Source organism: Herbiconiux sp. L3-i23, assembly GCF_023734115.1.
Lineage (GTDB): Bacteria > Actinomycetota > Actinomycetes > Actinomycetales > Microbacteriaceae > Naasia.
Genome location: NZ_AP025737.1, coordinates 96,640 through 120,196 on the forward strand (window position 1 = coordinate 96,640; position 23,557 = coordinate 120,196).

Below are 23,557 nucleotides of genomic sequence, written 5' to 3' on the forward strand. Positions count from 1 at the left end.
TCCCTGGGCGTCGATATGGCGCAAGTTCGCGCCGCTAGGCTTGCTGCCGTGATCGACCCCGCTCTTCTTCGCGATTCCCCTGATCTCGTCAAGCGTTCGCAAGCTGCGCGCGGTGCGTCGGAACAGCTGGTCGACGACGCGAGAGCAGCGGACGCCGACCGTCGCGCGGCGCTCGCCGAGTTCGAGGGGCTCCGCGCCGAGCAGAACGCGTTCGGCAAGAAGGTGGCCGCCGCTCCGAAGGAGGAGAAGGCCGCGCTCGTCGCCGAGGTGCAGCAGCTCGCCGCCGCGGTGAAGACGGCGGGCGCCCGATCCACCGCGGCTGACGAGGCCTTCACGGCTCTCGCCCGCCGCATCCCCAACATCGTGCTCGACGGCGTCCCGCCGGGAGGCGAGGACGACTTCGTCGTGCTGCGCGAGGTCGGTGATAAGCCCGCGTTCGACTTCCCCGCGCGCGACCACCTCGAGATCGGCGAGGGTCTCGACGCGATCGACATGGCTCGTGGCGCGAAGGTGTCGGGGGCCCGGTTCTACTTCCTCAAGGGCATCGGCGCACGGCTCGAGCTCGCCATCATGAGCCTCGCCCTCGATCGGGCGCTCGCCGCCGGTTTCACGCCCGTCATCCCGCCGACGCTGGTGCGCCCCGAGATCATGGAGGGAACCGGCTTCCTCGGCGAGCACGCCGACGAGGTCTACTACCTCCCCGACGACGAGCTCTATCTGACCGGAACCAGCGAGGTCGCGCTCGCCGGCCTGCACTCCGACGAGATCGTCGACCTCGCGAAAGGCCCGATCCGGTACGCCGGATGGTCGACCTGCTACCGCCGCGAGGCCGGCTCCTACGGCAAGGACACTCGGGGCATCATCCGCGTGCACCAGTTCAACAAGCTCGAGATGTTCGTCTACACCACCCCCGACCAGGCGGAGGACGAGCATGCGCGACTCCTCGGCTGGCAGGAGTCGATGCTGCAGGCCCTCGGCCTCAGCTACCGGGTCATCGACACCGCGGCCGGCGATCTCGGAACCAGCGCGGCCCGCAAGTTCGATGTCGAAGCGTGGGTTCCCACCCAGGACGCCTACCGCGAGCTGACCTCGACGTCGAACTGCACGACGTTCCAGGGGCGCCGCCTCGGCATCCGCGCCCGCGGGGAGTCGGGCAAGACCGAGCCGGTCGCGACGCTCAACGGAACTCTCGCGACCACCCGATGGATCGTCGCCCTTCTCGAGACGCACCAGCGCGCCGACGGCTCCGTCGCGGTCCCCGAAGCGCTTCGGCCCTACCTCGGCGGACTCGAGGTGCTCGAGCCGGTGGCCGCTCGATGACCGTGCCGGCCGACGAGCGGTGGCTCATCGCCCTCGACATCGACGGCACCGTCGTGCACGAGAACGGGCGTCTGAGCGACGAGGTCCGCGACCAGGTCCAGCGACTGAGCACGGCCGGCCACGAGGTCATGCTCGCGACGGGCCGCTCCGTCGCCTCCACTCTGCCGGTGCTCGACCAGCTCGGCATCGCCCCCGAATACGTCGTCTGCTCGAACGGGGCGATCACGGTCCGCCGCGACGCGCTCGCCCCGATGGGCTACCGCCGCGAGTACGTCGAGACGTTCGACCCGGCCAGCGTCCTCACCACGATCCGATCGCACCTCGAGGGTGCGCGGTACGCGGTCGAAGACGAGACCGGGTTCTACCGCTACACCGAACCGTTCCCGGACTCGGTGCTCGGCTTGGGCTCCGAACAGGTCAGCTTCGACGAGCTGCTCGGCACTCGCGCGACCCGCGTCGTCGTCATCTCACCCGATCACGCCGTCGAGGAGTTCCTCGGGGTCGTCGAACGCATGGGCCTGCACCGGGTGAGCTACGCCGTCGGCTGGACCGCCTGGCTCGACATCGCTCCCGACGGCGTCAACAAGGCCACCGCCATGGAGCGGGTCCGCAGCATCCTCGGCGTCCCGCGCGACCGCGTGGTGGCGGTGGGTGACGGGCGCAACGACATCGAACTGCTCGAGTGGGCCGGGGAGTCCGGCCGCGGCGTCGCCATGGGCCAGGCCCCGGCCGAGGTCATCGAGGCGGCGTCCGAGACGACGGGCACGGTGGCCGAGGACGGCCTCGCGACAGCATTGAGCGCCGTCCCCGCCTGATCACCGTCCGCCCGCTCCTCCCGCGAAGCGGTACGAAGGTCGGATCTGGGCGCGGCGCCGACCGCTCCTTCCGCGCAGACGCGGGCTAGACTCGGTGCCGCTCCGCGTGCGGAGCGAGGAGGGCTGTCCGAGCGGCCGATGGAGCCAGTCTTGAAAACTGGTGGGCAGAAATGTCTCGTGGGTTCGAATCCCACGCCCTCCGCAGCGGGGTGACCCGACGGAGGAGCGCGCGCCCCGGTGCGGAGGGCGTGTTCTGAGAAGCTACTCCGGTGGTGGGCCCACGCCGCCGGTCACGACGCGACGCGAAGCGGCGTGGCGTCCGAGCGCAGCGGGGATCGAATCCCACGCCCTCCGCGACGGGGTGACCCGGCGCAGGAGGGCGGCCTCGCTGCAGCCGTGGACTGAGGACCCACCCGCGTCGTTTGGACTCACGCCCGCTGTTCCGACGCGGCCCGGCTCAGACGTCGTGGCGGGGCGGCTCCGCGAAGTCGGGGCCGGACAGTGGCTGGAACACCGAGATCGGCATCTTGTCGGGTGCCAGCATCCGCGCACTGATGGCGTGGTCAGCGGTCGGCTCCGGGATGTCCACTCGCTCAGCGCCCGCCGCCTCCAGTGTCGCGATCGTCGATCGGGCATCCTCCGACTGGAAGACCAACCGCAGCTTCGGGGCGGGAGGGTCGGAGAGCGCGCCGTCGTCGTCGAGGTCGGGATGCACGAGCTCGATGGTCGCCCGACCCACGTCGAGCACGAGCTGGGCGCCCTTCTTGTTGCGGTAGCCCTGCAACTGCTCGAGGCCGAGGGTGTCGCGGTAGAAGCGGACCGCCGCCTCCCAGTCCGGGGCCTCGATCACGACTCGCAGCTGCGAAACCTGAGGGGTGTTGTCTGGGGTGGGGTTTTCGATCGCATCGGCATCAGTCACGCGTTCGACCGTAAGACGGCGAGTGGATCGTCGACCATGCTCGACAGCGATTCCTCAGGTCGCACCGGGGCACTGATCAGTCCTCACTATGCGCGTCTTCAGCCCGTAGCCCGGCGCACCGCCGCCCTACCCGAGCTGCCCGATCACCGGTACCATATGGGGTCGCAGATCGCACGCCCGCGCCATGCTCGCGCGGCTTCCTTATGAAGTGTGTGTGGCTCGGGCGCGACGCGCCGACCATGCCATAGCCTGCTGATCCGGGCTCCTCTCCTCTCGAGGGGCCCTCTGCGATGCGATGACGCCCACCGGATCCGGCCCTCGCCGGGTGCGGCCCGAGACCAACGCCCGCAAAGGGGAAGCGATGAGCGAAATGACGCGGAGATCGAGACGGAAGCCGACCGTCACGCCGATCGCGCGCCACGGCAAGCTGCGCCGCTCGAGCGTGACTCTCGCCATCCTCAAGATCGTCGGACTCGTCACCGCCGTCGCGGTCGTCAGCGTCGGTTCGATCGCCGGTATCGCAGCGTGGGATCTGTCCCACCAGATCAAGACCGTGGAGATATCCGAGGAGATCGCGGGCCCCATTCCCGAGATCGGTCCCTACTCGGGTGGCTTCAACATGCTGCTGATCGGCAGCGACAGCCGCGCCAACTCCGCCTACTCCTACGGTGAAGACCCGGAGAGCGAACTCAACGACGTCAACATCCTCCTGCACGTCTCGGCCGACCACACGAACGCCGTCGCGATCAGCTTCCCGCGAGACATGTACGTGCCGATCCCCGAATGCAGCGACGGCGACGGCGGCACCAACGGGCCCGCCTCGTCCCAGAAGATCAACACCGCCCTGATGTACGGCGGCGGGATGGCGAAGGACGGTCTCAGCTGCGCGGTCGCGACCGTCTCCGAGCTGACCGGGCTCAGCATCCCGTTCGCGGCGACGATCACCTTCGACGGCGTCATCGAGATGTCCAACGCGATCGGCGGCGTCCCCGTCTGCGTGGCGAGCCCCATCGAGGACGAGCACACCGAGCTCTACCTCGACGCCGGCACCCACAACCTCCAGGGCGTCGACGCGCTGAAGTTCCTCCGCACCCGCTACGGCGTCGGCGACGGAAGCGACGTGACCCGCATCAGTTCGCAGCAGGTGTTCCTCTCCGCGCTGGTGCGCCAGGTGAAGAGCTCCGACACGCTCGGCGATGTCGGCAAGCTGTACGGCCTCGCAGGCGCCGCGGTGCGCAACATGGTCTTCACGTCGTCTCTCAACAACATCGACACCCTCGTGCAGATCGCCCGCGCGCTGCAGCCGATCGACCTGAGCAAGATCGCGTTCGTGCAGTACCCGACGTATCCGGTCGATGGGGGCCTCGAGCCCAACTACGACTCGGCCCAGGTGCTGATCGACGCGATCAACGCCGACCAGGCCGTCACCGTCCAGGCCCCGCCGGAGGACTCGCGCGGTTCGGTCGCCGACCCGAACGCCGTCGCCCCGGTCGATCCGAACGCGGTCGACCCGGCGACGGTCGACCCCGCCGATCCGAACGCGACGACGCCGCCCGCCGACACGTCGGTCGTGCTTCCCGATGACGTTCTCGGTCAGGTCGCCGCCGAATCCCGATGCACCGTGGGTCGCACCCTCGACGACCAGTAGGAGGTGTCGGGGCACGGTCCGCCCGAACCGCAGACCATGCCCCGACGGCTTTCACCTGTCGGCGCGCCTCGTGCGCGACAGGAGGAAAATCCCGAGGCCACCCATGAGCACCGCGAGAGCGGCCGGAAGGGCGAGAGCCCACGGATCCGTCCCGGTGTCGGCGAGAGTCTCGAGCTGGACGTCCCTGACCTCGCCGTCGCGGGAGTCGGGCAGGGCAAGAGTCGGAAGCTGCAGGTTCGGCGCAACGCTGCGCACAACCGGGGTTTCCTTCGCGGGCTGATCGATGCCGTCGTCGGTGGGCGTCTCGACGGTCGGCGTCTCCTCGGTGGGGGTCTCGATCGTGGGAGTCTCGTCGATCGGGGTCTGCTCAGCAGGAGGCTCTTCCGCGGGCGTCTCGTCGGTCGGGGTCTCGTGGCCGGGGGTCTCGTCGCCAGGGGTCTCCTCGGTCGGCGTCTCGACCGACGGGGTGTCGATCGGCTCTTCGGTCGCGGGCTCCTCCGGCGTGGTGACCGGCGGGACGGGTGTCTCGTCGAGCCCGTTCACGTCGAGGGACGGGATGAACGCGATGTGGTGGATCTCTCCCGAGCCTCTGACGGTGGCCGAGGCGGCGACGACCTGACCCTCGAGCGGAGTGCTCTTCTCGAAGACGAAGTGCGCGTCGGGAGCGAGGAGGGATCCGCTGAAGAGGCGGCTCCCGGTCACGGTGAGCGAGTCGGTGTCGACGTTCCACAGCACGTACTTCGCGATCGCGTTGCCGCCTTCTGCGAACGACGGGTTGTCGAGGCGGGTAGTGCCGGCGGGCAGGTTGATCACGAGAGGGGTGGTCGCCGACGGCGTCGCACCGGCGAAGAACTTGAGGTTGAACTTGCCGTTCTGCATGGCGGCGAGCTGACCGGGCGTGACGTTCCAGACGTTCACGGCGTCTGCGGCGAGGGTGAGGCCCAGGCTCGAGCCGTCGAGGTTGCTTCCGTTGCGCGGTCCCTCGGTGACGGACACTTCGTGGGCCCCGTCGCCGGTGGCGGAGTAGAGGTCCGCGGACAGTGCCCGGTAGCGGGAGAAGGTGCCGACGAAGGTCGCGCTGAACGCCTCCGCATTCGGAGCCACCGGCTCGCTCGATGCGATTCCCGGCGAACCGGCGATGAGGTAGCCGCCCTCTGCGCGCACGCGGCCGTTGGGCTGCACGGTGTACCCGGTGTTCGCAGCCCCGAGGACGACGTTGGGGTAGCTCTCCGCGGACAGGTTCACCATCTCGCTGTCGCGACCGCCGCCCATCGTGAGGCCGCCGTCGACCAGGAGTCGCAAGGGAATGCCGGCGACGACGGGGCGGTCGGCGGCGGCCTGGTGGCCTCCGGCCATGACCGTGTACTTGTTCTGCACGACGAGGTCGCCGCCGACGGCCCAGCTGCCTTCGGTCTCGCTGGTGCTGTTCCAGGTCGCGTCGCCCTCGGTCAGCACGGTGAAGCCGGCGTTGCCCGCCAGGGCGGGGACATCGGACGAGGCGGCCGTCGCTGTGGACGGAACGAGGAGGAGGCTCCCGGCGAGGAGCGCGAGAGCTGCGGTGGAAGAGAGGACGATGCGGCGTGCGGGGACGCCGAAGGGCAGGGTGGAAGCCACGGGGGAGGGCCGTTTCGGGTAAGGGCGCCCGGGGTCGGGTATCGAGTTCGTACTCGGGTGGACGTCGGCCGGGGTGAGGCGTTCGTTCGGATCTCACTGGGGTGGGTGAGGGGTGGGGATCGGGTACGGCGATGGGGAGGCGCCGTCCACCATCTTGGGGACAGACGATGTACCCCGGAAGTCCCCCATTCGTGCGACACCCGTTCGGGGGAGGGGTTTTCCGCGCCGGAACGGCTGGTGTGTACGAAGCGGGCTCAGAAGTCGACTATGCTGTTCGGAGCGTTTGGAGACGTCGCATAGTCCGGTCGAGTGCACCACCCTGCTAAGGTGGAGAGGGGTTTAGACTCCTCCGTGGGTTCAAATCCCACCGTCTCCGCCATTCGCTGCTGGTTCACTCCGGCAACGGCTGACCTGCGCCCGTAGCTCAATGGATAGAGCATCTGACTACGGATCAGAAGGTTGGGGGTTCGAGTCCCTCCGGGCGCACAAAGGAAAAAGGTCGGCACCGACAGGTGCCGGCCTTTTCTTGCTTTGTCCGGGTGGAGGATCGAGAAGCCTCTCTCAGGGGTGGGCCCCGACCGCGAGGGTCCCCGCGCGACGCGAAGCGGTGTGGGGTAGCGGTTGGGATCGAGTCCCTCCGTCCGGGACTCCCTCAGTGAGTTACCGCAGCTGATCCGCGATCGGGACGGACCTTTCGTGGTCGACATCGCCGGTGTGGGCGGTGGTGACGGTCTCGATCAGCACGATCTGCACCTCCTGCTCGGCGATCGGGTTGTGTCGGACGCCTCGGGGGACCACGTAGAACTGTCCGGGGCCGAGGTGCACCTCCCTGTCGCCCTCGAGCTGGATGCGAAGCTCGCCCGATACGACGTAGAAGAGCTCGTCCTCGGCGTCGTGGGCGTGCCAGACCAGCTCCCCGAGTAGCTTGGCGACCTTGACGTACTGGTCGTTCACCCGGCCGACCACGCGGGGGTTCCGGTGGTCGGTGAGCGTGGCGAGGGCGGCGGCGATATCGACGGGATCGGTTTCGGTCACAACCGAAACCTAGACCCGCACCGCTGCCGCGTCAGGTGACGCGATCGACAAGCCCGCGGCGGAGGACGATACGACTTCCTCCACCTCGTCGATGCGCGTCGAGCGTCTGCCGCCCGCACCCGTAACCACTCGTTCAGGAAGCGGACCGAGACTGCGACCATGCGATTCGGTATCCACTTCATGGACTTCAACATCCCCGGCGGCTCGAGCGCGATCGCGCCGGCGCTCGCCTCGACGGCCCAGGCGGCGGAGGCGGCGGGAGCCTCCTGGTTCACCGTGATGGACCACTACTTCCAGATGGAGCAGTTCCGCACCGCGCACGACCCGATGCTCGAGGCCTACACGACGCTCGGGTTCGTCGCGGCGAAGACCGAGCGGATGCTCCTCGGCACCGTCGTCACCGGCGTCACCTACCGCCACCCGGGTCTGCTGTCGAAGATCGTCGCCACCCTCGACGTGCTGTCGGAGGGGCGCGCCTTCCTCGGCATCGGTGCCGCCTGGTACGAGCGGGAGCATCGAGCGCTCGGCGTCCCGTACCCGCCGCTCGCGGAACGGTTCGAGCGTCTCGAGGAGGCCCTGCAGATCGCGCAGCAGATGTGGAGCGACGACGAGGGCGCCTTCGAGGGCGAGCACTACCGCCTGGCCGAGACCATCGACGTGCCCTCGCCGGTGCGCCGACCGCCGATCGTGATCGGTGGTTCCGGCGAGCAGAAGACCCTTCGCCTGGTGGCGCAGTACGCCGACGCAACCAATCTCATCGTCCCCGATGCGGACACGGCTCGGCACAAGCTCGAGGTCCTGAAAGGTCACTGCGACGCCGTCGGTCGCGATTACGACTCGATCGAGAAGACGGCGATGGCCGGAACGGGGGATCCGCTCGGCGACGTGGACGGGGCGTTGCGCCGCGCGGAGGAGTTCGCGGCCGTCGGGATCGAGCATCTGCACTTCCGCGCGATCACACCCGACCCGGCGGGGTGGGTGCGGCGGTTCGGCAACGAGCTCGCACCGCGTCTGTCGGAGATCGGCTGACGAGTCTTGGACGTGAAGAAGGCCGGCACCGTAATCCGGTGTCGGCCTTCTTCAGTCAGAAGGTGGTGGTCGTCACCACTTCTGCCAGTCGCCGCCGCCCCACTGCGAGCCGCGGTCGGTGTTGAGCACGTCGTTGAGGGTGTTCGACAGGGTGTTGTCGACCACGTCGAGCGTGTCGTTGAGGATTTCGGCGTCGTTGAGGACGTTGACGTCGCCGCCGTTGACGCTGTTGCCGCTGGCGATGTCGCCGGTCGAGACGTCGCCGCTCGCGATGTCGCCGGTGTCGACGTTGCCGAACTCGTTGCCGTTCAGCGTGTCGTTGCCGTTCAGGACCTCGTTGCCGCTGAAGTTGCCGTTCGCGACGTCGCTCACGTTGCCGATGTCGCCGAGCGAGATGTCGCCGACGTTGCCGACGGTGCTGTCGCCGCTGAGGATGTGGTCGTCACCGTTCAGGATGCCGTTGCGGTCGTTGTCCCGCGAGTTGAATCCGTTCAGGGTGTCGTTGAGGATCTTGTTGACCGAGCTGTAGCTGTCGTTGTCCTGCGTGTGCTTGGTGCTCGACGAGACCGACGAGAAGCTGTCGCCCGAGCCGCGGTGCGACTCCGATGCCTGTGCGGGCATGACGACTCCGACGGTGAGGATTGCGGCGGCGGCGCCGGCGGCTCCAACGATTCCAGTCCGCTTCATGAAGGTGTTCATTGTGGTGACTCCTTGTTCTCGGTGTAGCGCCCCGGGCTTCCCCTCGAGGCATGAGGGGTCCGGAGGGAGTCCGCGATTCGGTTTGGTCGGACAGTCCCGAAACGCCCCTCGAACGAGGGTCGGACACCCTTGGATCCGCGTCATTGCGGGGATGAATCCGGAGTCTGGCAGTTGTCTGGGTGTGACCGATCGCACGCTGGTTAGCGATGGAGAAGCGGGCCCGCGATGATGGAAGCATGCCGAAACAGCCTTCGACGCCCGAACGCACCGGGCGTCCCGTTCTGCTGCCCTCGATCCTTGGAGCGGCGGCAGTGATGGCGGGGCTGTTCGTGATCGGTACCGACGGCTACACCGTCATCCGCTACCTGGTGAGCATCCTGGCGCTCATCGTCGCCGTCATGGCGGTGCAATCGGCTCGATGGCCGTGGTCGATCCCCGTGGTCGTCATCGCCATCGTGTGGAATCCCGTCTTCGTCGTGCCACTCGAGGGCACCGTCTTCGCGGCGCTGCACATCGTCGCGGCCGCCGTCTTTCTCGCGACGGGACTCCTGCTTCGCGCGCCGATCGAGCCGGCTCCGCGACGCCGATAGACCGTTCCACTCCCCCCGAACGGGGGACAACGGTGGCCCCCGCTGATCTACGTGGGGTGCGTGTTCGGCGGTATGGCGGGGAGTAGCGGCGCGCTCGCTGAGACGGTGAGGCGGACGAGGGGGACAATTCCGACGATCTGTCCGCCATATGGGGGACATTTCAGTTTCAAAGCAGGATCGGCACTATATGTTGTGGGAAGAAGTCGGAGCGCACGCAAAGGCTTCCCCACCCGTCAGCCCGAAAGCTACCCGATACGCGGGAAAACCCCCCAACTTCCGCGTAGGCAGTCGGCAATGACCTCGTGGCCAACATCGAGACGAAGCAGGACTACCCACCCAGCACGGCGCTTTTCTGCGCGCCGGTTCTCTGTTGACTATTGCCGGTGGCGGCCCAGCCGCCACCGGCAGAGTCGTTTAAAGGCGTACCTCTGAGCGCGGCGGTCTCGGTGCGCTTCGCTCACTCGACCCTGGGCCCATGGCGCACGCTTGCGCCAGGGATTCGACACGCTCCTTGGCCGCTACGGGACTCGGTCGTCGAGTAGGCGCGAAGCGCCGTATCGAGACGGCTCGAGTAGCGAGGAACGAGCGTATCGAGAGCGCAGTTATAGATCTCAGCGCCGTGGTCTCGATGCGCTTCGCTTACTCGACCCGTTTCGATACGCTCCTCCGTCGCTACTCAACGACCGAATTCGGTCGTCGAGTAGGCGCGCCAGCGCCGTATCGAGAGTGCAGGGCCGGGGTCAGGTGTCGCCGCGGCGGAGTTTGTCGGTGAGGCGCTTCAGCTCGTCGAGTTCGTCGCCATCGAGGGCGCTGCCGACGCGACGTTCGATCGATCGGGCATGCTCGATCGCGACGGTTCTGAACGCTTCGAGGCCGGCGGGAGTGAGGCCGACGAGCGTGCCGCGCCCATCGGTCGCGTCGGGCCACTTCTCGACCAGCCCTCGCACGACGAGCCGGTCGACGAGTCGACTGATGCTCGGCTGAGTGAGCAGCACCTGCTGGGTGAGATCCCGCAACCGGCACCGGCGCTCCGGCGCCCGCGACAGGTTGAAGAGCACGTCGTACTCGTTGAGCGACATGCTGCGCGGGAACTCCACGGCGAGTTGCCGCATGACCGCGACCTGCGCGCGGAACAGGGACTCCCACGCGCTGACCGCATCGACGCTCGACATGCTGCCCTCCTCGGTGATGCAACCCACCCTAGGGGTGGGCGGCGGAGGATGCCGCATCCGGATCGGGCAGATCAGGGAGGAATCCGCTGACCGTAGACGTGATTGAGGGCCGGCCGCAGAGGCTGGCGGCCGGCCCTCTCCCTTGCACCAAGAGTGTCCTGCAATCACATTCCGCGGTAGCTGCCACAGCAAACAACTAACGCTTTAGAAAGATATAACGGTTAGGTAACGCCGCACCAGTACCCGTCGGATCTTTTCGCTGAGAATCGTCTGAGTCGACGACTTCCGAGTCAGATCCGGTCGGGGCTCGGAGCGTGCAGCGAGTGGCGGACGACCACGTCGGCGTGACGGTCGAAGCGATATCCCGATCCGCGAACGGTGCGGACGATCGACTGGTAGTTGCCGAGCTTCGAGCGCAGGCGCCGGATGTGCACGTCGATGGTGCGCTCGTTGGGTGCGTCCTCGTCGCCCTGGGCCCAGAGGGCCTCGATCAGCTGGGGGCGGTCGATCGTGCGCCCCTCGCGCAGCACCAGGAACTGGAGCAGCTCGAACTCTTTGAAGGTCAGCGGGGCGGTATCGGCGCCGAGGGTGACGCGCTTGCGGGAGATGTCGATGGTGACGCCGCCGGCGGCACTCGCCGTCCGCTCGTCCTCATCGGCGGCGTGGCGACGACCGGCCACAGCAGAGGGCTCCTGCAGTGCGCGGCGAACGACATCGACGTCGCGTCCACCGGCCCGGGTGGGGGCGAGTGCCACCGCGGCGTGGGTCTCGGAACCGGGCACGAGCTCCGCGGTGAGGGCGCGGAGCGCATTCACGAGCGTGGTCAGGTCGATTCCCGCGGCCGCAGCCTTGGCTTCGTCGACTCCAACGTACAGCGCGAATCCGCGCGCTTCGGTGCCGGCGGGGACGGCGTGCAGACGAGGGGCGGTCGGCGCGGCCGGTTCGGCGGGCGCTTCGACGCGGTGGAGGGGAGCGACGGGACGATCGAGCTGGACGAGAGACATGGGAGAAGACCTCTGATGATGATGTGGCGGTGCCGGATGCCGCCGGAGAAGGCGGCGATGCCGAGGAAGTACGACCTCGGCGCGCGGTTCCCGATGGGAACCGGAGTCCTCAGGCGCTCGAGAACCCGCGGACGCGGGCTCGATCAGAGCGGAGAACTCCTCGGAAAGCGGTCGGAAGGTTCGCTCAGCGGCACATTCGACACGACATCGCGCGGCCGGCCATCATCATGCCGGTCGTTCCCAGGGCCTCGAGGGAGGTCAGGGTGCGCGAATAGTGAGACATGCGGTCGAGCATGGCCTACCCGAGCGAGAGTTGTCAACCGGTCCGGCGGGCGCGCCGCCGGAGCGGAGGGTCAGGAGACGGTGCCGTAGAGGCGATCGCCGGCGTCGCCGAGGCCCGGGATGATGTAGCCGTGGTCGTCGAGGCGCTCGTCCAGAGCACCGAGCACGATCGTCACCTGACGGTCCGCCGTCGCCTGCTCGATCATCGCGAGACCCTCCGGCGCGGCGAGGAGGCAGATGGCCGTGACGTCGACCGCACCCCGGTCGAACAGGTACTCGATCGCGGCGAGCAGCGACCCGCCGGTGGCCAGCATGGGGTCGAGCACGAAGCACTGCCGGTTCGAGAGATCCTCGGGGAGGCGCTCGGCGTAGACGCTCGGCTCGAGCGTCTCCTCGTTGCGGACCATGCCGAGGAATCCGACCTCGGCGCTCGGCAAGAGCTTCACCATGCCGTCGAGCATGCCGAGGCCGGCACGCAGGATGGGCACGACGAGGGGCTTCGGGTCGCCGATCGCGACACCGGTCGTCGTGGCGACGGGGGTCTCGATCTCGACCTCCTCGACCCGCACCAGTCGGGTGGCCTCGTAGGCGAGCAGAGTGACGAGCTCCTCCGTCAGGGCGCGGAAGATCGACGACGGGGTGGACTTGTCCCGGAGCACGGTCAGCTTGTGGGTGATCAGAGGATGGTCGGCCACGTGCACTCGCATAGGGTCAATCTAACCAGGGCCCCGGAGAACCGGGGTCCGCGGGGGCCGGCGAGAAGCGCAGGCCCGGAGAGGCGCGAGTGGAGCGAGCAGACGCCGAACGGTGGATGACTGCGGCTCTGGCCCAGGCCGAGGCCGCGCTGCGCTCCGACGACGTGCCCGTCGGTGCAGTGGTGGTCGATGCCGAGGGCGCCGTCGTCGGCGTCGGCCGGAACGAACGCGAGCTCACCGGAGATCCGACCGCGCATGCCGAGCTCGTCGCGCTTCGGAATGCGGCGGCGCAGCGCGGTGATTGGAACCTCGCCGACTGCACCCTCGTCGTCACTCTCGAGCCGTGCGCGATGTGCGCCGGCGCCGTGCTCGCCGCTCGCATGCCGCGGGTCGTCTACGGGGCGTGGGACGACAAGGCCGGTGCCGCGGGCTCCGTCTACGACCTGCTTCGCGACCGACGGCTGCCGCACCGCGTCGACGTGCTCACCGGGATCATGGCCGACGAGTCGGCGGCTCTGCTCGCTCGGTTCTTCGAGCAGCGTCGCGACGGATGAGCCGTCGCGACGGGCCGCGTCAGTCGAGCGCGCGGATGACGATCGTCTCGGTGGGTGTCGCGGCGTCGGCGGCGATGTCCGGCTCGACGAAGACCGCCTGAACGCGAGGGTCGGCCTGGCGGACGGCGTGCTCGACCTCGCTGATCGCGAAGACGATCTCGGCGAGGCGCAGCGCGGGGGAGAGCCCGACCCGCGCGACCACGACGAGACCGCCGTCGGGGCGCTCGAGCGCGTGCAGTGCAGACACCCCCTTGATCGGTCCGACGGCGTGGATCGCCGTGTCGATTGCCGTGAGGTCGGGTGTCGTCGCCATTGCGTCCGCCTTCGAATCCGAGGGTTGCCCCAATCCTAGGATGGGCGCGTGCAGGATCAGCGACCCGACTCCCTTCCCCGCATCGCCCTCCTCGGCGCCGGCTCGATGGGGCGCGCGATCCTCGCCGGCCTGCTGGCTCCCGGCGTGACGGCGGACAGCATCGCGGTCACCACGCGCAGCGCCAGGTCGGCGGCCGAGCTGCCCTCGCGCGGTGGCCTCTCCGTCGCGTCGGTAGATCACGCGCCCGACGCGAACCGGATCGCCGCGAGTGAGGCCGATGTCGTGATCCTCGCGGTGAAGCCGGCCGGTGTGCTGGCGCTCGCCGCGGACATCGCGTCCGCCGTGCGGGAGGGGGCCATCGTGGTCAGCGTCGCGGCAGGGGTTCCCACCGCCGCGCTCGAGGAGGTGCTTCCCGGCACCGCGGTGGTGCGGGCGATGCCGAACACTCCCGCCACCGTCGGCCTCGGGGTCACCGGCCTCAGCGCCGGCGCCGCAGCCGACGCGAAGGCGCTCGATCTCGTCGCCCGCGTCTTCGCGACGGTCGGAACCGTGCATCGCGTGCCAGAGGCGCAGCTCGACGCTCTGACGGCGATCTCGGGCTCGGGTCCTGCCTACGTGTTCTATCTCGTCGAGAAGCTCGCCGCGGCCGGATCGACGCTCGGCCTCGACCCCGAGCTGTCGACGGCGCTCGCCGCCGAGACCTTCCGAGGCGCTGCGGAGCTGCTCGTGCAGAGCGGTGAGGCGCCCGAGGTTCTGCGCGCGAAGGTCACGAGCCCGAACGGGACGACCGAGAAGGCGATCGCCGTGTTCGACGCGAACGACGTCCCTCAGATCCTCGAGGCCGCCGCGGAGGCGGCACGTCGCCGCTCAGCGGAACTCGCCGCCCAGTACGGCACCCGACCCCGCTGACCCCCTGCCACCGGACCCCCGCGAGCGCGGTGTGTTGCTCCGAGCGCGGGTGTTCAAACAGGCGCGCTCGCACCAACACACCTCCCTCGCGCTGAAGCGCGCGATGGGCCCAGCTCGCCGGGGTGGCAAGGGTCCGAGGTAGTGGTGCGCGGGGTCAGACGAGGGAGGCGAAGCGCTCGATGTCGGCGTTGGTGCCCGAGACGATGATCAGGTCGTGGTTCGACACGACCGTGTCGGCGGTCGCGTAGGTGAAGGGTTTGCCCGGCGACTTCACGCCGACGACCGTGATGCGGAACTTGCGGCGCACATCCGACTGGGTAAGCGAGAGCCCTCGGATGGGCTTGGGCGGGTACATCTTCACCAGCGCGAAGTCGTCGTCGAACTGGATGTAGTCGAGCATCCGCCCCGAGACGAGGTGCGCGACGCGTTCGCCGGCCTCGGCTTCGGGGTAGATGACGTGGTTCGCGCCGATGCGCTCGAGGATCTTGCCGTGCGACTGCGAGATCGCCTTGGCCCAGATCTGCGGGATCTTCAGATCGACGAGGTTCGCGGTAATGAGGACGCTCGCCTCGATCGACGACCCGACGGCCACGACGGCGATCGAGAACTCCTCGGCGCCGAGCTGGCGGAGCGCGTCGATGCTGCGGGCGTCGGCTTGCACGGCGTGCGTGATGCGCTCGGACCACTTCTGGACGAGTCCGGCGTTCTCGTCGATCGCGAGGACCTCGCGGTCGAGTCGGTCGAGCTGACCGGCGGTGGCGGCGCCGAAGCGGCCGAGACCGATGACGAGCACCGGCGCGTTGTGCGGAATCCGGTCAACCAACGATCGGCCTCTCCTCGGCACGGTTGAACAGCTGTCGTCGCTGGCTCGCTGCGAGTGCCGCGGCGAGTGTCACTGTACCAATGCGGCCCATGAACATCGTCGCGGAGAGGACGTACTTGCCGGGGTCCTCGAGGGTCGCCGTGAAGCCGCTCGACAGGCCGGAGGTGCCGAAGGCGGAGATGACGTCGAAGAGGACGGCGTCGAGGTTGGCTTCCTTCTGCAGCTGCAGCAGCACGATGCAGGACAGCGCGACGGTGGTGGCGCCCCACAGCACGACGCTGACCGCGAGGCGGAGCACGTCGCCCGGGATCTTGCGCTCGAACGCCTCCATCGATGCGCTGCCACGCGCTTCGGCGAACGCGGCGATGAACAGGATCGCGATGGTCGTCACTTTGATACCACCGGCGGTCGACGCGGATCCGCCGCCGATGAACATCAGCATGTCGGTGACGAGCATGCTCGAGTGGTTGAGGTCGCCGGTGTCGAATGTCGAGAAGCCGCCGGACCGCGTCATCACCGACAGGAACAGCGATTGGAAGGCGAGGTGGCCGACACCGTCGCCGCCGAACGACTTCTCGTTGCCTGCCTCGAGGGCCATGTAGGTGACGGCGCCGAGCAGGAAGAGGATGCCGGTCGTCAGCAGGGTGAGCTTGACGTGCAGCGACCAGCGACGAGGCCGTTTGAAGTTCTTGCTGAGCGCGTAGATGACGGGGAAGCCGAGCCCGCCGAGGACGACGCCGATCATCAGCACGGTGAGGAAGTAGAAGTCGGTCGCGTAGGGGGCGAGGCCGGTGTCGGTGAACACGAAGCCGGTGTTGGTGAACGCCATCGCGGAGAAGTAGAGCGCGTCGACGACCGCGGTGCCGACGGGCAGCCCATCGAGGAGCAGGCGCGGGAAGAGCAGGATGGCGAGCGCCGCCTCGATGACGAGCATGCTGACGGCGACGGTCGCGAGCAGGCCGCCGACCTCGCCGAGCCGCGACGCGGGGCTGTCGCCCTGGCCGCCGCGCTGCAGCGCCATCGGGTTCACGTCGCCGGCGGCGAGCAGCTTCTGCCGGAGTCCCAGCCGGCGGGAGACGATGAGTCCCATCACGGACGCGAGTGTCAGCACACCGACCGCGCCGAGCTGGGTCGCGATGACGATGACCACCTGACCGAGCGGCGACCAGTGCGTCGCCGTGTCCACGGTGGTGAGGCCGGTGACGCAGATCGCGGAGGTCGCCGTGAAGAGCGCGTCCGCGAGATCGGTGCGCCGTCCACTGGCCGACATGATCGGCAGCGACAGGAGCGTCGTGAACAGCAGGATCAGTCCGACGAAGATCACGATGGCGAAGCGCGCGGGCGTGCGCGAGGCCAGGTAGGTGAAGCCGTCGCGGAGGCGGACGCCGATGGGGCGTCTGTCGATCGTCTGCACCATGCGGACCTCCTCGGTCAGTCATGCTAGGCGGGTCCGCACGAATCCGGGGATGCGCCGGGAATCGTCCGAGCCCTACCCTTGCACCATGGCGGACATCTTCGACGTCATTGCCGACGTGACGAGGCGCGAACTGCTGCGCATTCTGTTGGAGCGATACGTGGAGGGCGCCGATGCCCCTCACGGCGGAGAGATGAGCGTCGGCGAGCTCGTCACTTCGATGGGGCTCAGCCAACCGACCGTGTCGAAGCACCTCAAGGTGCTGCGCGACAGCTCGCTGGTCACCGTGCGCGACCAGGGTCAGCACCGGTTCTACCGGCTCGACTACGCGCCGCTGGAGACGGTCGAGGATTGGTTGCTGCCGTTCCTCAGCGCCGACTTCGACCCGACGGAGGACGGCCACGCCGACGGTGTCATGTTGAACGCGCGCCTGCGCCGGGTCGCGACGCGCATCGGCGCATTCGCGGGCACCGCCGGGCACCGGGTCTCGTCGGTCACCGCTCGATTGCGTCGCGACGGCGCCTGATCGCGCTGCACAGGCTTCTTTACAGTTGTCACATCTGCACCTAGAGTTTTCATGCTGCACAGGAGTTGCGGTGTCTCACGGCGCGCCACGCGTCGGACTGCTGACGGAACGGTAGTGAATGCACAAGGGAGGGGATGCCGCGATGTCTTTCGCCGATGCTCGCTTCCTCACCGTCGCCGAGGTGGCGGACATGATGCGCGTCTCGCGCATGACCGTCTACCGCCTCGTGCACTCGGGCGAGCTGCCCGCCATCCGCTTCGGCCGGTCGTTCCGTGTGCCCGAGTCGGCGGTGCAGGCCGCGATCGAGAATCACGTCGCGGACACTGCCTGACAACTCCGCCTGAAAGGCGGTTGTCCACCTGCGGTAGACTGCGGGGGCACGTTTTCCGAGGTCTGTACTGACCCGGTCGTCCGTACAGATCCGTTAGAAGGAAAATCCATGGGTTCAGTCATCAAGAAGCGCCGCAAGCGCATGGCGAAGAAGAAGCACCGCAAGCTGCTGCGCAAGACGCGTCACCAGCGTCGCAACAAGAAGTAGATCGCTTCCGATCGAACGACGAGAGCCGGGCATTCGTGCCCGGCTTTCGTCATGTCGGGGACGTTTAGGCTGAACGGGTGAGCGCCACTTCCCTGTCGTTGTACGGCAAGCCCGGATGTCACCTGTGCGAGGTCGCGAAGGAGATCGTCGACACGGTGGTCGCGGAGTTCCCGGAAGGCGCGGTCGACCTCGAGGAGATCGACATCCTGCAGGACCCGGAGCTGGTCGAGAAGTACGGCGAACGCATCCCCGTCCTCTTGATCGACGCCGAATTGCACGCGTTCTGGCGCGTCGACTCGGGCCGCCTGCGCAGGGCACTCGACGCCGCCGTCACCGTCCCGAACTGACCCCCCACCCCCGCGACAGCTCGCGGGGGTGAAGGTGGGCTAGGGGAGGAGGCGGTTCGGGCCGCGGAACAGGTACGTGGTCTCGCGGATGCTCGGCAGGTGCAGCATCAGCATCAGCACGCGGCTGAGACCCATGCCGAAGCCGCCGTGCGGGGGCACTCCGTAGCGGAAGAAGTCGAGGTAGAAGTCGAGCTCTTCCGGCTCGAGTCCCTTGTCCTTCGCCTGCTCGATGAGGACGTCGACGCGGTGCTCGCGCTGAGCGCCCGTCGAGATCTCGGTGCCGTTGAAGATGAGGTCGTAGCTCTGCGTGAGCGACGGGTCGTCGTCGTGGCGGTGGTGGTAGAACGGCCGGATGCTCGAGGCGTAGTCGGTGAGGAAGACGAACTCGCTGCCGAGCTCCTCCTTCACATAGGCCGAGATCTGGCGCTCGCCCTCGGGGTCCATGTCGTCGTCGGCGCGGGGCACCGTGTATCCGCGCTCGGCCACGATGCGCTTCGCCTCGGCGAGCGGGATACGCGGGAACGGTGTGGAGGGGACGACGACGTCGACGTCGAAGAGCGCCTTGATCTCGTCGCCGTGCTTCTCCTTGACCGCGGTGAAGCCCGCGACGATGAGGGCCTCGTGCATCTGCATGACGTCTTCGGCGCTGTCGACCCAGCTGATCTCGGCGTCGACGCTTGTGAACTCGGTCGCGTGCCGCGAGGTGAAGGACGGGTCGGCGCGGAACGCGGGACCGATCTCGAAGACCGAGCCGAAGCCGGCCGGCTGCGCCATCTGCTTGAAGAACTGCGGGCTCTGCGAGAGGTACGCCTTGCCCTCGAAGTAACCGAGCTCGAACAGCTCGGCGCGCGACTCGCTCGCGCTCGCCATCAGCTTCGGGGTGTGGATCTCGACGAAGTCGTGCTCGACCCACCAGGTGCGCAGCGCGTGCTCGAACGTGGTCTGGATGCGGAACACGAGGTTCTGCTCGGGGCGGCGCAGGTCGAGGAAACGCCAGTCGAGCCGCTTGTCGATGCTGCTGTCGTCGGCGATCGGGTTCTCGGGAAGCGCCTTGCCGACGACCTCGAACTCGTCGATCTTGACCTCGATGCCGCCGAGCTTGACGCGCTCGTCGTGCTTCAGCTGGCCGGTGACCTTCACGAAGCTGCCGAGGGTGAGCTCGGAGATGCTCGTCGCGATCGCGTCATCTTCGGCGGGCCGGGGGCGCACCAGCTGAACAGAGCCGCTCTCGTCGCGGAGGATGACGAACTGCACCTTCTTCTGATCGCGGACGGTCTCGACCCAGCCCGCGACGGTTACGGGGCCGTCGTCGAGGCCGGACAGGTGCTTGATCAGGGTGCGAGTCACGGCGACAAAGCTTACTCGGGCTGTCTGCTGACCGAATCAAGGAAAAAGCGGGCTCGAGTCACACGTTCATGCCGATCGGAGGGGGTCGAAGGGCCTGATCTCCTTGATTCGGTCAGCCCTCCCGCTTCGGCCCTGACCGAATGCAGGAGAAATTGCCGTGACGGCCCCGGATCCGGCCCCTTTCGACCCTCCGACACCAGAATCTCCTGCATTCGGTCAGAAAGAAGGGGAGAGGACTGCCGGACCGGGCGCTCGAGGAGATGCGGTCGCCGCCCGTTTCCTTCCGGAACTCCTCGATTCGAGCGGGGAGCGGCGAGTTCTACGCCTCGTAGACTTAGGGCCGTGTCCGCCAGTGCCATCCATCTCGTGCGTCACGGCGAGGTGCACAACCCGACGGGTGTGCTCTACGGGCGCATCGAGGGGTTCGGCCTCTCCGAACTCGGAACGAGGATGGCCGGCGCCGCGGCAACTTCGCTTGCCGATCGCCCCATCACGCGCCTCGTCGCGTCGCCGCTGCAGCGCACGCAGGAGTCCGCGGCGCCGTGGTCCGAACGTTTCGGTCTCGACATCGCCACCGACGAGCGCGTGATCGAGCCGTGGAACAAGTTCGAGGGCACACGCGTGCGATTCGGGCCCGCGATGTTCGCGAAGCCGGAGCTCTGGCAGTGGGTGCGCAACCCGTTGCAGCCGAGCTGGGGCGAACCGTACGTGCAGATCGCCGACCGCATGCTCGCCGCGATCTCCGACGCCTACGACTCCGTCGATGACGGCGAGGTCGTCATCGTCTCGCACCAGCTGCCGATCTGGATGGTGCACCGGCGGTTGAGCGGCGACCGTCTCTACCACGACCCCCGCCGCCGCCGATGCTCGCTGTCGAGCATCACCACGCTCGAGAAGCGGGGCGACCGATTCGTCGAGACGTCGTACAGCGACCCGGCCGCCGGCCTCGCTCAGGGCGCCGTCGATGAGGGAGCGGTATGAGGAAGACACGGGGCCTCTTGGCTATCGTCGCCGCGACCGCACTGCTGCTGGCCGGGTGCGCCAGCGACCCGCTCGCCGATCAGTACCGCGAGGGCAGCGGCAAGGACTACATCGCGGGTGACGGCACGGTCGAGACCTTCGGGGTCGACTCGCGCGGCGAGCCCGTCGAATTCGAGGGCGCCACCGAGAGCGGCGACGAGTTCTCGTCGACCGACGCGCTCGGAGACGTGCTCGTCGTCAACTTCTGGTACGCTCAGTGCCCGCCCTGCCGCGCCGAGGCGAGAGACCTGCAGTCGATCGCCGAGGACTCCGCGGCCGACGGGGTGCAGTTCGTGGGCGTCAACACCCGCGACGAGGCGGGGACCGCGTTGACCTTCGCCGAAGAGTTCGGAGTGACCTACCCGAGCATCCTCGACTACAAGGACGCCGGAGTGCAGCTGGCGTTCAGCGCCCGCATTCCACCGAACGCGGTGCCGACCACTCTCGTGCTCGACCGTGGGGGCCGGGTCGCCGCCCGCATCCTCGGGCAGGTGACCGAGCCGAGCATCCTCGAGACGATCATCCGCGAGACGGCCGACGAGACTGCATGATGGGCGGCATCGAGTCCGTCGTCGCAGGTCCGCTCCTGCTCGCGATCCCCGTGGCGCTGCTGGCGGGCCTCGTCTCGTTCGCGTCCCCGTGCGTGCTCCCCTTGGTGCCCGGATACCTGGCGTACGTCGGCGGGTTCACCGACGGGGTCGCCCCCGCCGACCGCGCCCGCAGCGACCGTCGACGGGTCGTGCTCGGGGCCGGGCTGTTCGTGCTCGGATTCGCCGCGGTCTTCGTCCTCTTCGGGATCGCTTTCGGCGCCGCCGGGTTCTGGCTCATCCAGTGGCGCGACCTCATCACCCGCATCGCCGGCGCCGTCGTCATCGTCATGGGGCTCGTCTTCGTCGGCCGCTTCGGCCTGCTGCAACGCGAGGTCAAGTCGACCTGGCGCCCAGTGGCCGGCCTGGTCGGCGCTCCGCTGCTCGGGGCGGTCTTCGCGGTCGGATGGACCCCGTGCATGGGACCGACGCTCGCCACCATCCTCAGCCTCAGCTTCGGTGGCGGATCGCCGGTGCAGGGCGCGCTCCTCGGCCTCGCCTACGCGCTCGGCCTCGGGCTGCCGTTCGTGCTGGTCGCGCTCGGGCTGAGCTGGGCCGCCGGAGCGATCGGCTGGCTGCGCCGCCACATCCGCGCCGTGAACATCGTCGGCGGAGTCGTGCTGATCATCATCGGCGTCCTCATGGTGGCAGGCCTCTGGAACGCCTGGATGCTGCAGCTCGGGGCGGTGATCGGCGACTATGGCACGCCCCTCTGACCCCAGAGCCGCTGAGCCCAAGCGCCCCTCCGACCACATCGACGAGGCGGAGCAGGAGGTCATCGGCGGGCCGAAGCTCGGTGTCGTCGGCTGGCTGCGCTTCGCGTGGCGCCAGCTCACGAGCATGCGCACGGCGCTGTTCCTGCTGCTGCTCCTCGCCATCGCCGCCGTGCCCGGGTCTCTGGTGCCTCAACGATCGTCCGACCCGAACGGCGTCAGCCAGTACGAGACCGACCACCCCGACCTGTTCCCGGTGATCGACGCGCTGCAAGGCTTCGACGTCTACACCTCGGTGTGGTTCTCCGCGATCTATCTGCTGCTGTTCGTGTCGCTGATCGGCTGCGTCGTCCCGCGTGTCTCGCACCACTGGAAGGCGATGCGCGCGAAGCCGCCGCGGACACCGGCGCGGCTGCAGCGTCTCGAGCACCACGAGGTCCGGACGTCGTCGGCCTCGGTCGACGACGCCGTGTCGAGTGCCGAGAAGCTGCTGCGCTCCCGTCGCTACCGGGTCGAACGGTACGGCGACTCGGTCTCCGCTGAGCGCGGCTACCTGCGCGAGACCGGCAACCTGGTGTTCCACGCCTCGCTCGTCGGCATCCTCGTCGGCGTCGCGCTCGGAGGCAGCTTCGGTTACAGCGGTCAGAAGGTCGTCGTCGAGGGGGAGCCCTTCGTCAACTACATCGGCGGTTACGACTCCTTCAACCGGGGCCGGCTGATCTCCGACGCCTCGCTGGTGCCGTACCGGTTGCAGCTCGACGGTCTCGACGTTCAGTACGAGACCGACAACGAGAACGCGATCGGCGCTCCCCTCGACTACACCGCGTCGGTCACGGTGACCGAACCCGACGGTGCGCAGCGGGCGGAGCAGATCAAGGTCAACGAACCGCTGCGCGAGGACGGCACCGACGTCTTCCTGCTCGGCAATGGGTACGCCCCGCGGATCACCGTGACGGATCCCGATGGCGATGTGGTGTTCTCGGGTTCGGTGCCCTTCCTTCCGCAGGATGCGCAGCTCACCTCCGTCGGCATCGTAAAGGTTCCCGACGGCCTGGCCGAGCAGATCGGCATGGTCGGGTTCTTCTATCCGACGCCGGTCGAACTCGACAGCGGCGCACTCGCGTCGGCCTTCCCCGACCTCGACGATCCGGTGCTGAGTTTCAACGTGTACTCGGGCGATCTCGGTCTCGACGAGGGCATTCCGCGTTCGGTATACGCGCTCGATACCGACGATCTCGAGCAGATCGCGGGCATCGACGCCGACGTGCCCGGGCTGCAGCTGCGCGAGGGCGAGAGCGCCGAACTCCCGAACGGCCTCGGCACCGTGACCTTCGACGGAGTGAGCCGGTTCGCCTCCCTCGAGATCCACCACGATCCGTCGCAGCTGTTCGTGCTGGCGTTCGCCGTGCTCGTGCTGGCCGGGCTTCTGACCTCGCTCTTCATCCCGCGACGTCGCCTTTGGGTGAAGGCCGTGCGCACCTCCGATGGCGAGATCGAGCTGCAGTACGCGGGCCTCGCGCGGGGGGAAGACCCTCGACTCGGAGAGGCGGTCACCGAGCTCGCCGACGCCCATGCCGAGGCGCTCGACCGGGTGAGCGTGCGGCCCGACAGCCCCGTCGCGCCGCCCAGGACGTAGGCTTACCA

26 protein-coding genes and 3 tRNA genes are annotated in these 23,557 nt (G+C 68.2%); 18 read left to right on the top strand and 11 right to left on the bottom strand.

The window, feature by feature from the left end:
• The first annotated feature begins 48 nt into the window (after positions 1 to 48).
• The 3 genes from serS to NGH83_RS00485 all read left to right on the top strand — a co-directional run bounded on the left by serS (position 49) and on the right by NGH83_RS00485 (position 2,337).
• Positions 49 to 1,320 carry a serine--tRNA ligase gene (serS, locus tag NGH83_RS00475; RefSeq protein WP_251857142.1) on the top strand — a complete coding sequence of 424 codons (1,272 nt, stop codon included), beginning with the start codon at positions 49 to 51 and terminating at the stop codon, positions 1,318 to 1,320.
• On the top strand, positions 1,317 to 2,135 hold the full coding sequence (locus NGH83_RS00480) for an HAD family hydrolase (RefSeq protein ID WP_251857143.1): 819 nt from the start codon (positions 1,317 to 1,319) through the stop codon (positions 2,133 to 2,135). The genes serS and NGH83_RS00480 overlap by 4 nt, the downstream gene beginning before the upstream one ends.
• A gap of 117 nt (positions 2,136 to 2,252) precedes the next feature.
• A tRNA-Ser gene (locus tag NGH83_RS00485) sits at positions 2,253 to 2,337 on the top strand.
• 255 nt (positions 2,338 to 2,592) lie between these two features.
• Here NGH83_RS00485 and NGH83_RS00490 read toward each other — a convergent pair.
• Positions 2,593 to 3,054 carry a VOC family protein gene (locus NGH83_RS00490; protein ID WP_251857144.1) on the bottom strand — a complete coding sequence of 154 codons (462 nt, stop codon included), beginning with the start codon at positions 3,052 to 3,054 and terminating at the stop codon, positions 2,593 to 2,595.
• Between the two features lie 361 nt (positions 3,055 to 3,415).
• Between NGH83_RS00490 and NGH83_RS00495 the strand changes: the two genes are divergently transcribed.
• Positions 3,416 to 4,702, top strand: a complete 1,287-nt coding sequence (locus NGH83_RS00495; RefSeq protein WP_251857145.1) for an LCP family protein — start codon at positions 3,416 to 3,418, stop codon at positions 4,700 to 4,702.
• A gap of 51 nt (positions 4,703 to 4,753) precedes the next feature.
• Here the strand turns inward: NGH83_RS00495 and NGH83_RS15290 are convergent, their stop codons facing one another.
• Positions 4,754 to 6,316 (bottom strand): collagen-binding domain-containing protein, encoded by a 1,563-nt coding sequence (locus NGH83_RS15290; protein ID WP_305881790.1) that lies wholly within the window; start codon positions 6,314 to 6,316, stop codon positions 4,754 to 4,756.
• A gap of 285 nt (positions 6,317 to 6,601) precedes the next feature.
• Here NGH83_RS15290 and NGH83_RS00505 point away from each other — a divergent pair.
• A tRNA-Ser gene (locus NGH83_RS00505) sits at positions 6,602 to 6,695 on the top strand.
• Between the two features lie 34 nt (positions 6,696 to 6,729).
• Positions 6,730 to 6,802 (top strand) — tRNA-Arg (locus NGH83_RS00510).
• Positions 6,803 to 6,976: 174 nt separating this feature from the next.
• On the opposite strand, the gene NGH83_RS00515 is transcribed toward NGH83_RS00510, so the two are convergent.
• Positions 6,977 to 7,351, bottom strand: coding sequence for a cupin domain-containing protein (locus NGH83_RS00515; protein ID WP_251857146.1), 375 nt, complete (start codon positions 7,349 to 7,351; stop codon positions 6,977 to 6,979).
• A gap of 159 nt (positions 7,352 to 7,510) precedes the next feature.
• Here NGH83_RS00515 and NGH83_RS00520 point away from each other — a divergent pair, with 159 nt between their 5' ends.
• Positions 7,511 to 8,380, top strand: a complete 870-nt coding sequence (locus NGH83_RS00520; protein ID WP_251857147.1) for an LLM class F420-dependent oxidoreductase — start codon at positions 7,511 to 7,513, stop codon at positions 8,378 to 8,380.
• A gap of 72 nt (positions 8,381 to 8,452) precedes the next feature.
• On the opposite strand, the gene NGH83_RS00525 is transcribed toward NGH83_RS00520, so the two are convergent.
• Positions 8,453 to 9,067, bottom strand: coding sequence for a hypothetical protein (locus tag NGH83_RS00525; RefSeq protein WP_251857148.1), 615 nt, complete (start codon positions 9,065 to 9,067; stop codon positions 8,453 to 8,455).
• Positions 9,068 to 9,315: 248 nt separating this feature from the next.
• On the opposite strand from NGH83_RS00525, the gene NGH83_RS00530 reads away from it, so the two are divergent.
• The gene (locus NGH83_RS00530) at positions 9,316 to 9,669 is read left to right on the top strand and encodes a DUF6804 family protein (protein WP_251857149.1); all 354 of its coding nucleotides are present in this window, start codon (positions 9,316 to 9,318) and stop codon (positions 9,667 to 9,669) included.
• Between the two features lie 740 nt (positions 9,670 to 10,409).
• Here the strand turns inward: NGH83_RS00530 and NGH83_RS00535 are convergent.
• From NGH83_RS00535 to upp, 3 genes are all read right to left on the bottom strand, one after another.
• The gene (locus NGH83_RS00535; protein ID WP_251857150.1) at positions 10,410 to 10,841 is read right to left on the bottom strand and encodes a MarR family winged helix-turn-helix transcriptional regulator; all 432 of its coding nucleotides are present in this window, start codon (positions 10,839 to 10,841) and stop codon (positions 10,410 to 10,412) included.
• Positions 10,842 to 11,131: 290 nt separating this feature from the next.
• Positions 11,132 to 11,845, bottom strand: a complete 714-nt coding sequence (locus NGH83_RS00540) for a winged helix-turn-helix domain-containing protein (protein WP_251857151.1) — start codon at positions 11,843 to 11,845, stop codon at positions 11,132 to 11,134.
• A 353-nt stretch (positions 11,846 to 12,198) separates the two neighbouring features.
• Complete coding sequence (gene upp, locus NGH83_RS00545; protein ID WP_251857152.1) at positions 12,199 to 12,834, bottom strand: uracil phosphoribosyltransferase; 636 nt, start codon at positions 12,832 to 12,834, stop codon at positions 12,199 to 12,201.
• A gap of 77 nt (positions 12,835 to 12,911) precedes the next feature.
• Here upp and tadA point away from each other — a divergent pair, with 77 nt between their 5' ends.
• On the top strand, positions 12,912 to 13,376 hold the full coding sequence (tadA, locus tag NGH83_RS00550) for a tRNA adenosine(34) deaminase TadA (protein ID WP_256470108.1): 465 nt from the start codon (positions 12,912 to 12,914) through the stop codon (positions 13,374 to 13,376).
• Positions 13,377 to 13,395: 19 nt separating this feature from the next.
• Here the strand turns inward: tadA and NGH83_RS00555 are convergent, their stop codons facing one another.
• Positions 13,396 to 13,689, bottom strand: coding sequence for a hypothetical protein (locus NGH83_RS00555; RefSeq protein WP_251857154.1), 294 nt, complete (start codon positions 13,687 to 13,689; stop codon positions 13,396 to 13,398).
• Positions 13,690 to 13,737: 48 nt separating this feature from the next.
• Here NGH83_RS00555 and proC point away from each other — a divergent pair, with 48 nt between their 5' ends.
• Positions 13,738 to 14,598: a pyrroline-5-carboxylate reductase gene (proC, locus tag NGH83_RS00560; RefSeq protein ID WP_256470109.1), complete on the top strand. Its 861-nt coding sequence runs from the start codon at positions 13,738 to 13,740 to the stop codon at positions 14,596 to 14,598.
• A 154-nt stretch (positions 14,599 to 14,752) separates the two neighbouring features.
• Here proC and NGH83_RS00565 read toward each other — a convergent pair whose 3' ends face one another.
• Complete coding sequence (locus tag NGH83_RS00565; RefSeq protein ID WP_251857155.1) at positions 14,753 to 15,421, bottom strand: TrkA family potassium uptake protein; 669 nt, start codon at positions 15,419 to 15,421, stop codon at positions 14,753 to 14,755.
• Complete coding sequence (locus NGH83_RS00570) at positions 15,414 to 16,838, bottom strand: TrkH family potassium uptake protein (protein WP_251857156.1); 1,425 nt, start codon at positions 16,836 to 16,838, stop codon at positions 15,414 to 15,416. Before NGH83_RS00570 ends, NGH83_RS00565 begins: the two co-directional genes overlap by 8 nt.
• Before the next feature lie 85 nt (positions 16,839 to 16,923).
• On the opposite strand from NGH83_RS00570, the gene NGH83_RS00575 reads away from it, so the two are divergent.
• The 4 genes from NGH83_RS00575 to NGH83_RS00590 all read left to right on the top strand — a co-directional run bounded on the left by NGH83_RS00575 (position 16,924) and on the right by NGH83_RS00590 (position 18,246).
• Positions 16,924 to 17,361, top strand: a complete 438-nt coding sequence (locus tag NGH83_RS00575) for a helix-turn-helix transcriptional regulator (RefSeq protein ID WP_251857157.1) — start codon at positions 16,924 to 16,926, stop codon at positions 17,359 to 17,361.
• A 142-nt stretch (positions 17,362 to 17,503) separates the two neighbouring features.
• Positions 17,504 to 17,692 carry an AlpA family transcriptional regulator gene (locus NGH83_RS00580; RefSeq protein WP_251857158.1) on the top strand — a complete coding sequence of 63 codons (189 nt, stop codon included), beginning with the start codon at positions 17,504 to 17,506 and terminating at the stop codon, positions 17,690 to 17,692.
• 108 nt (positions 17,693 to 17,800) lie between these two features.
• Positions 17,801 to 17,899 (top strand): 30S ribosomal protein bS22, encoded by a 99-nt coding sequence (locus NGH83_RS00585; RefSeq protein WP_003792170.1) that lies wholly within the window; start codon positions 17,801 to 17,803, stop codon positions 17,897 to 17,899.
• Positions 17,900 to 17,976: 77 nt separating this feature from the next.
• A complete protein-coding gene (locus NGH83_RS00590; RefSeq protein ID WP_251857159.1) occupies positions 17,977 to 18,246 on the top strand; it encodes a glutaredoxin family protein in 270 nt (89 codons plus the stop codon).
• A gap of 39 nt (positions 18,247 to 18,285) precedes the next feature.
• Here NGH83_RS00590 and aspS read toward each other — a convergent pair whose 3' ends face one another.
• Positions 18,286 to 19,581 carry an aspartate--tRNA(Asn) ligase gene (aspS, locus tag NGH83_RS00595; RefSeq protein ID WP_251858557.1) on the bottom strand — a complete coding sequence of 432 codons (1,296 nt, stop codon included), beginning with the start codon at positions 19,579 to 19,581 and terminating at the stop codon, positions 18,286 to 18,288.
• A gap of 354 nt (positions 19,582 to 19,935) precedes the next feature.
• On the opposite strand from aspS, the gene NGH83_RS00600 reads away from it, so the two are divergent.
• The 4 genes from NGH83_RS00600 to NGH83_RS00615 are packed head-to-tail and all read left to right on the top strand — an operon-like array spanning position 19,936 to position 23,549.
• Complete coding sequence (locus NGH83_RS00600; protein ID WP_251857160.1) at positions 19,936 to 20,574, top strand: histidine phosphatase family protein; 639 nt, start codon at positions 19,936 to 19,938, stop codon at positions 20,572 to 20,574.
• A 17-nt stretch (positions 20,575 to 20,591) separates the two neighbouring features.
• On the top strand, positions 20,592 to 21,164 hold the full coding sequence (locus NGH83_RS00605) for a TlpA family protein disulfide reductase (protein ID WP_371872709.1): 573 nt from the start codon (positions 20,592 to 20,594) through the stop codon (positions 21,162 to 21,164).
• On the top strand, positions 21,164 to 21,916 hold the full coding sequence (locus NGH83_RS00610) for a cytochrome c biogenesis CcdA family protein (RefSeq protein WP_251858559.1): 753 nt from the start codon (positions 21,164 to 21,166) through the stop codon (positions 21,914 to 21,916). The genes NGH83_RS00605 and NGH83_RS00610 overlap by 1 nt, the downstream gene beginning before the upstream one ends.
• Positions 21,900 to 23,549 carry a cytochrome c biogenesis protein ResB gene (locus tag NGH83_RS00615; protein ID WP_251857161.1) on the top strand — a complete coding sequence of 550 codons (1,650 nt, stop codon included), beginning with the start codon at positions 21,900 to 21,902 and terminating at the stop codon, positions 23,547 to 23,549. Before NGH83_RS00610 ends, NGH83_RS00615 begins: the two co-directional genes overlap by 17 nt.
• Positions 23,550 to 23,557: the final 8 nt, after the last annotated feature.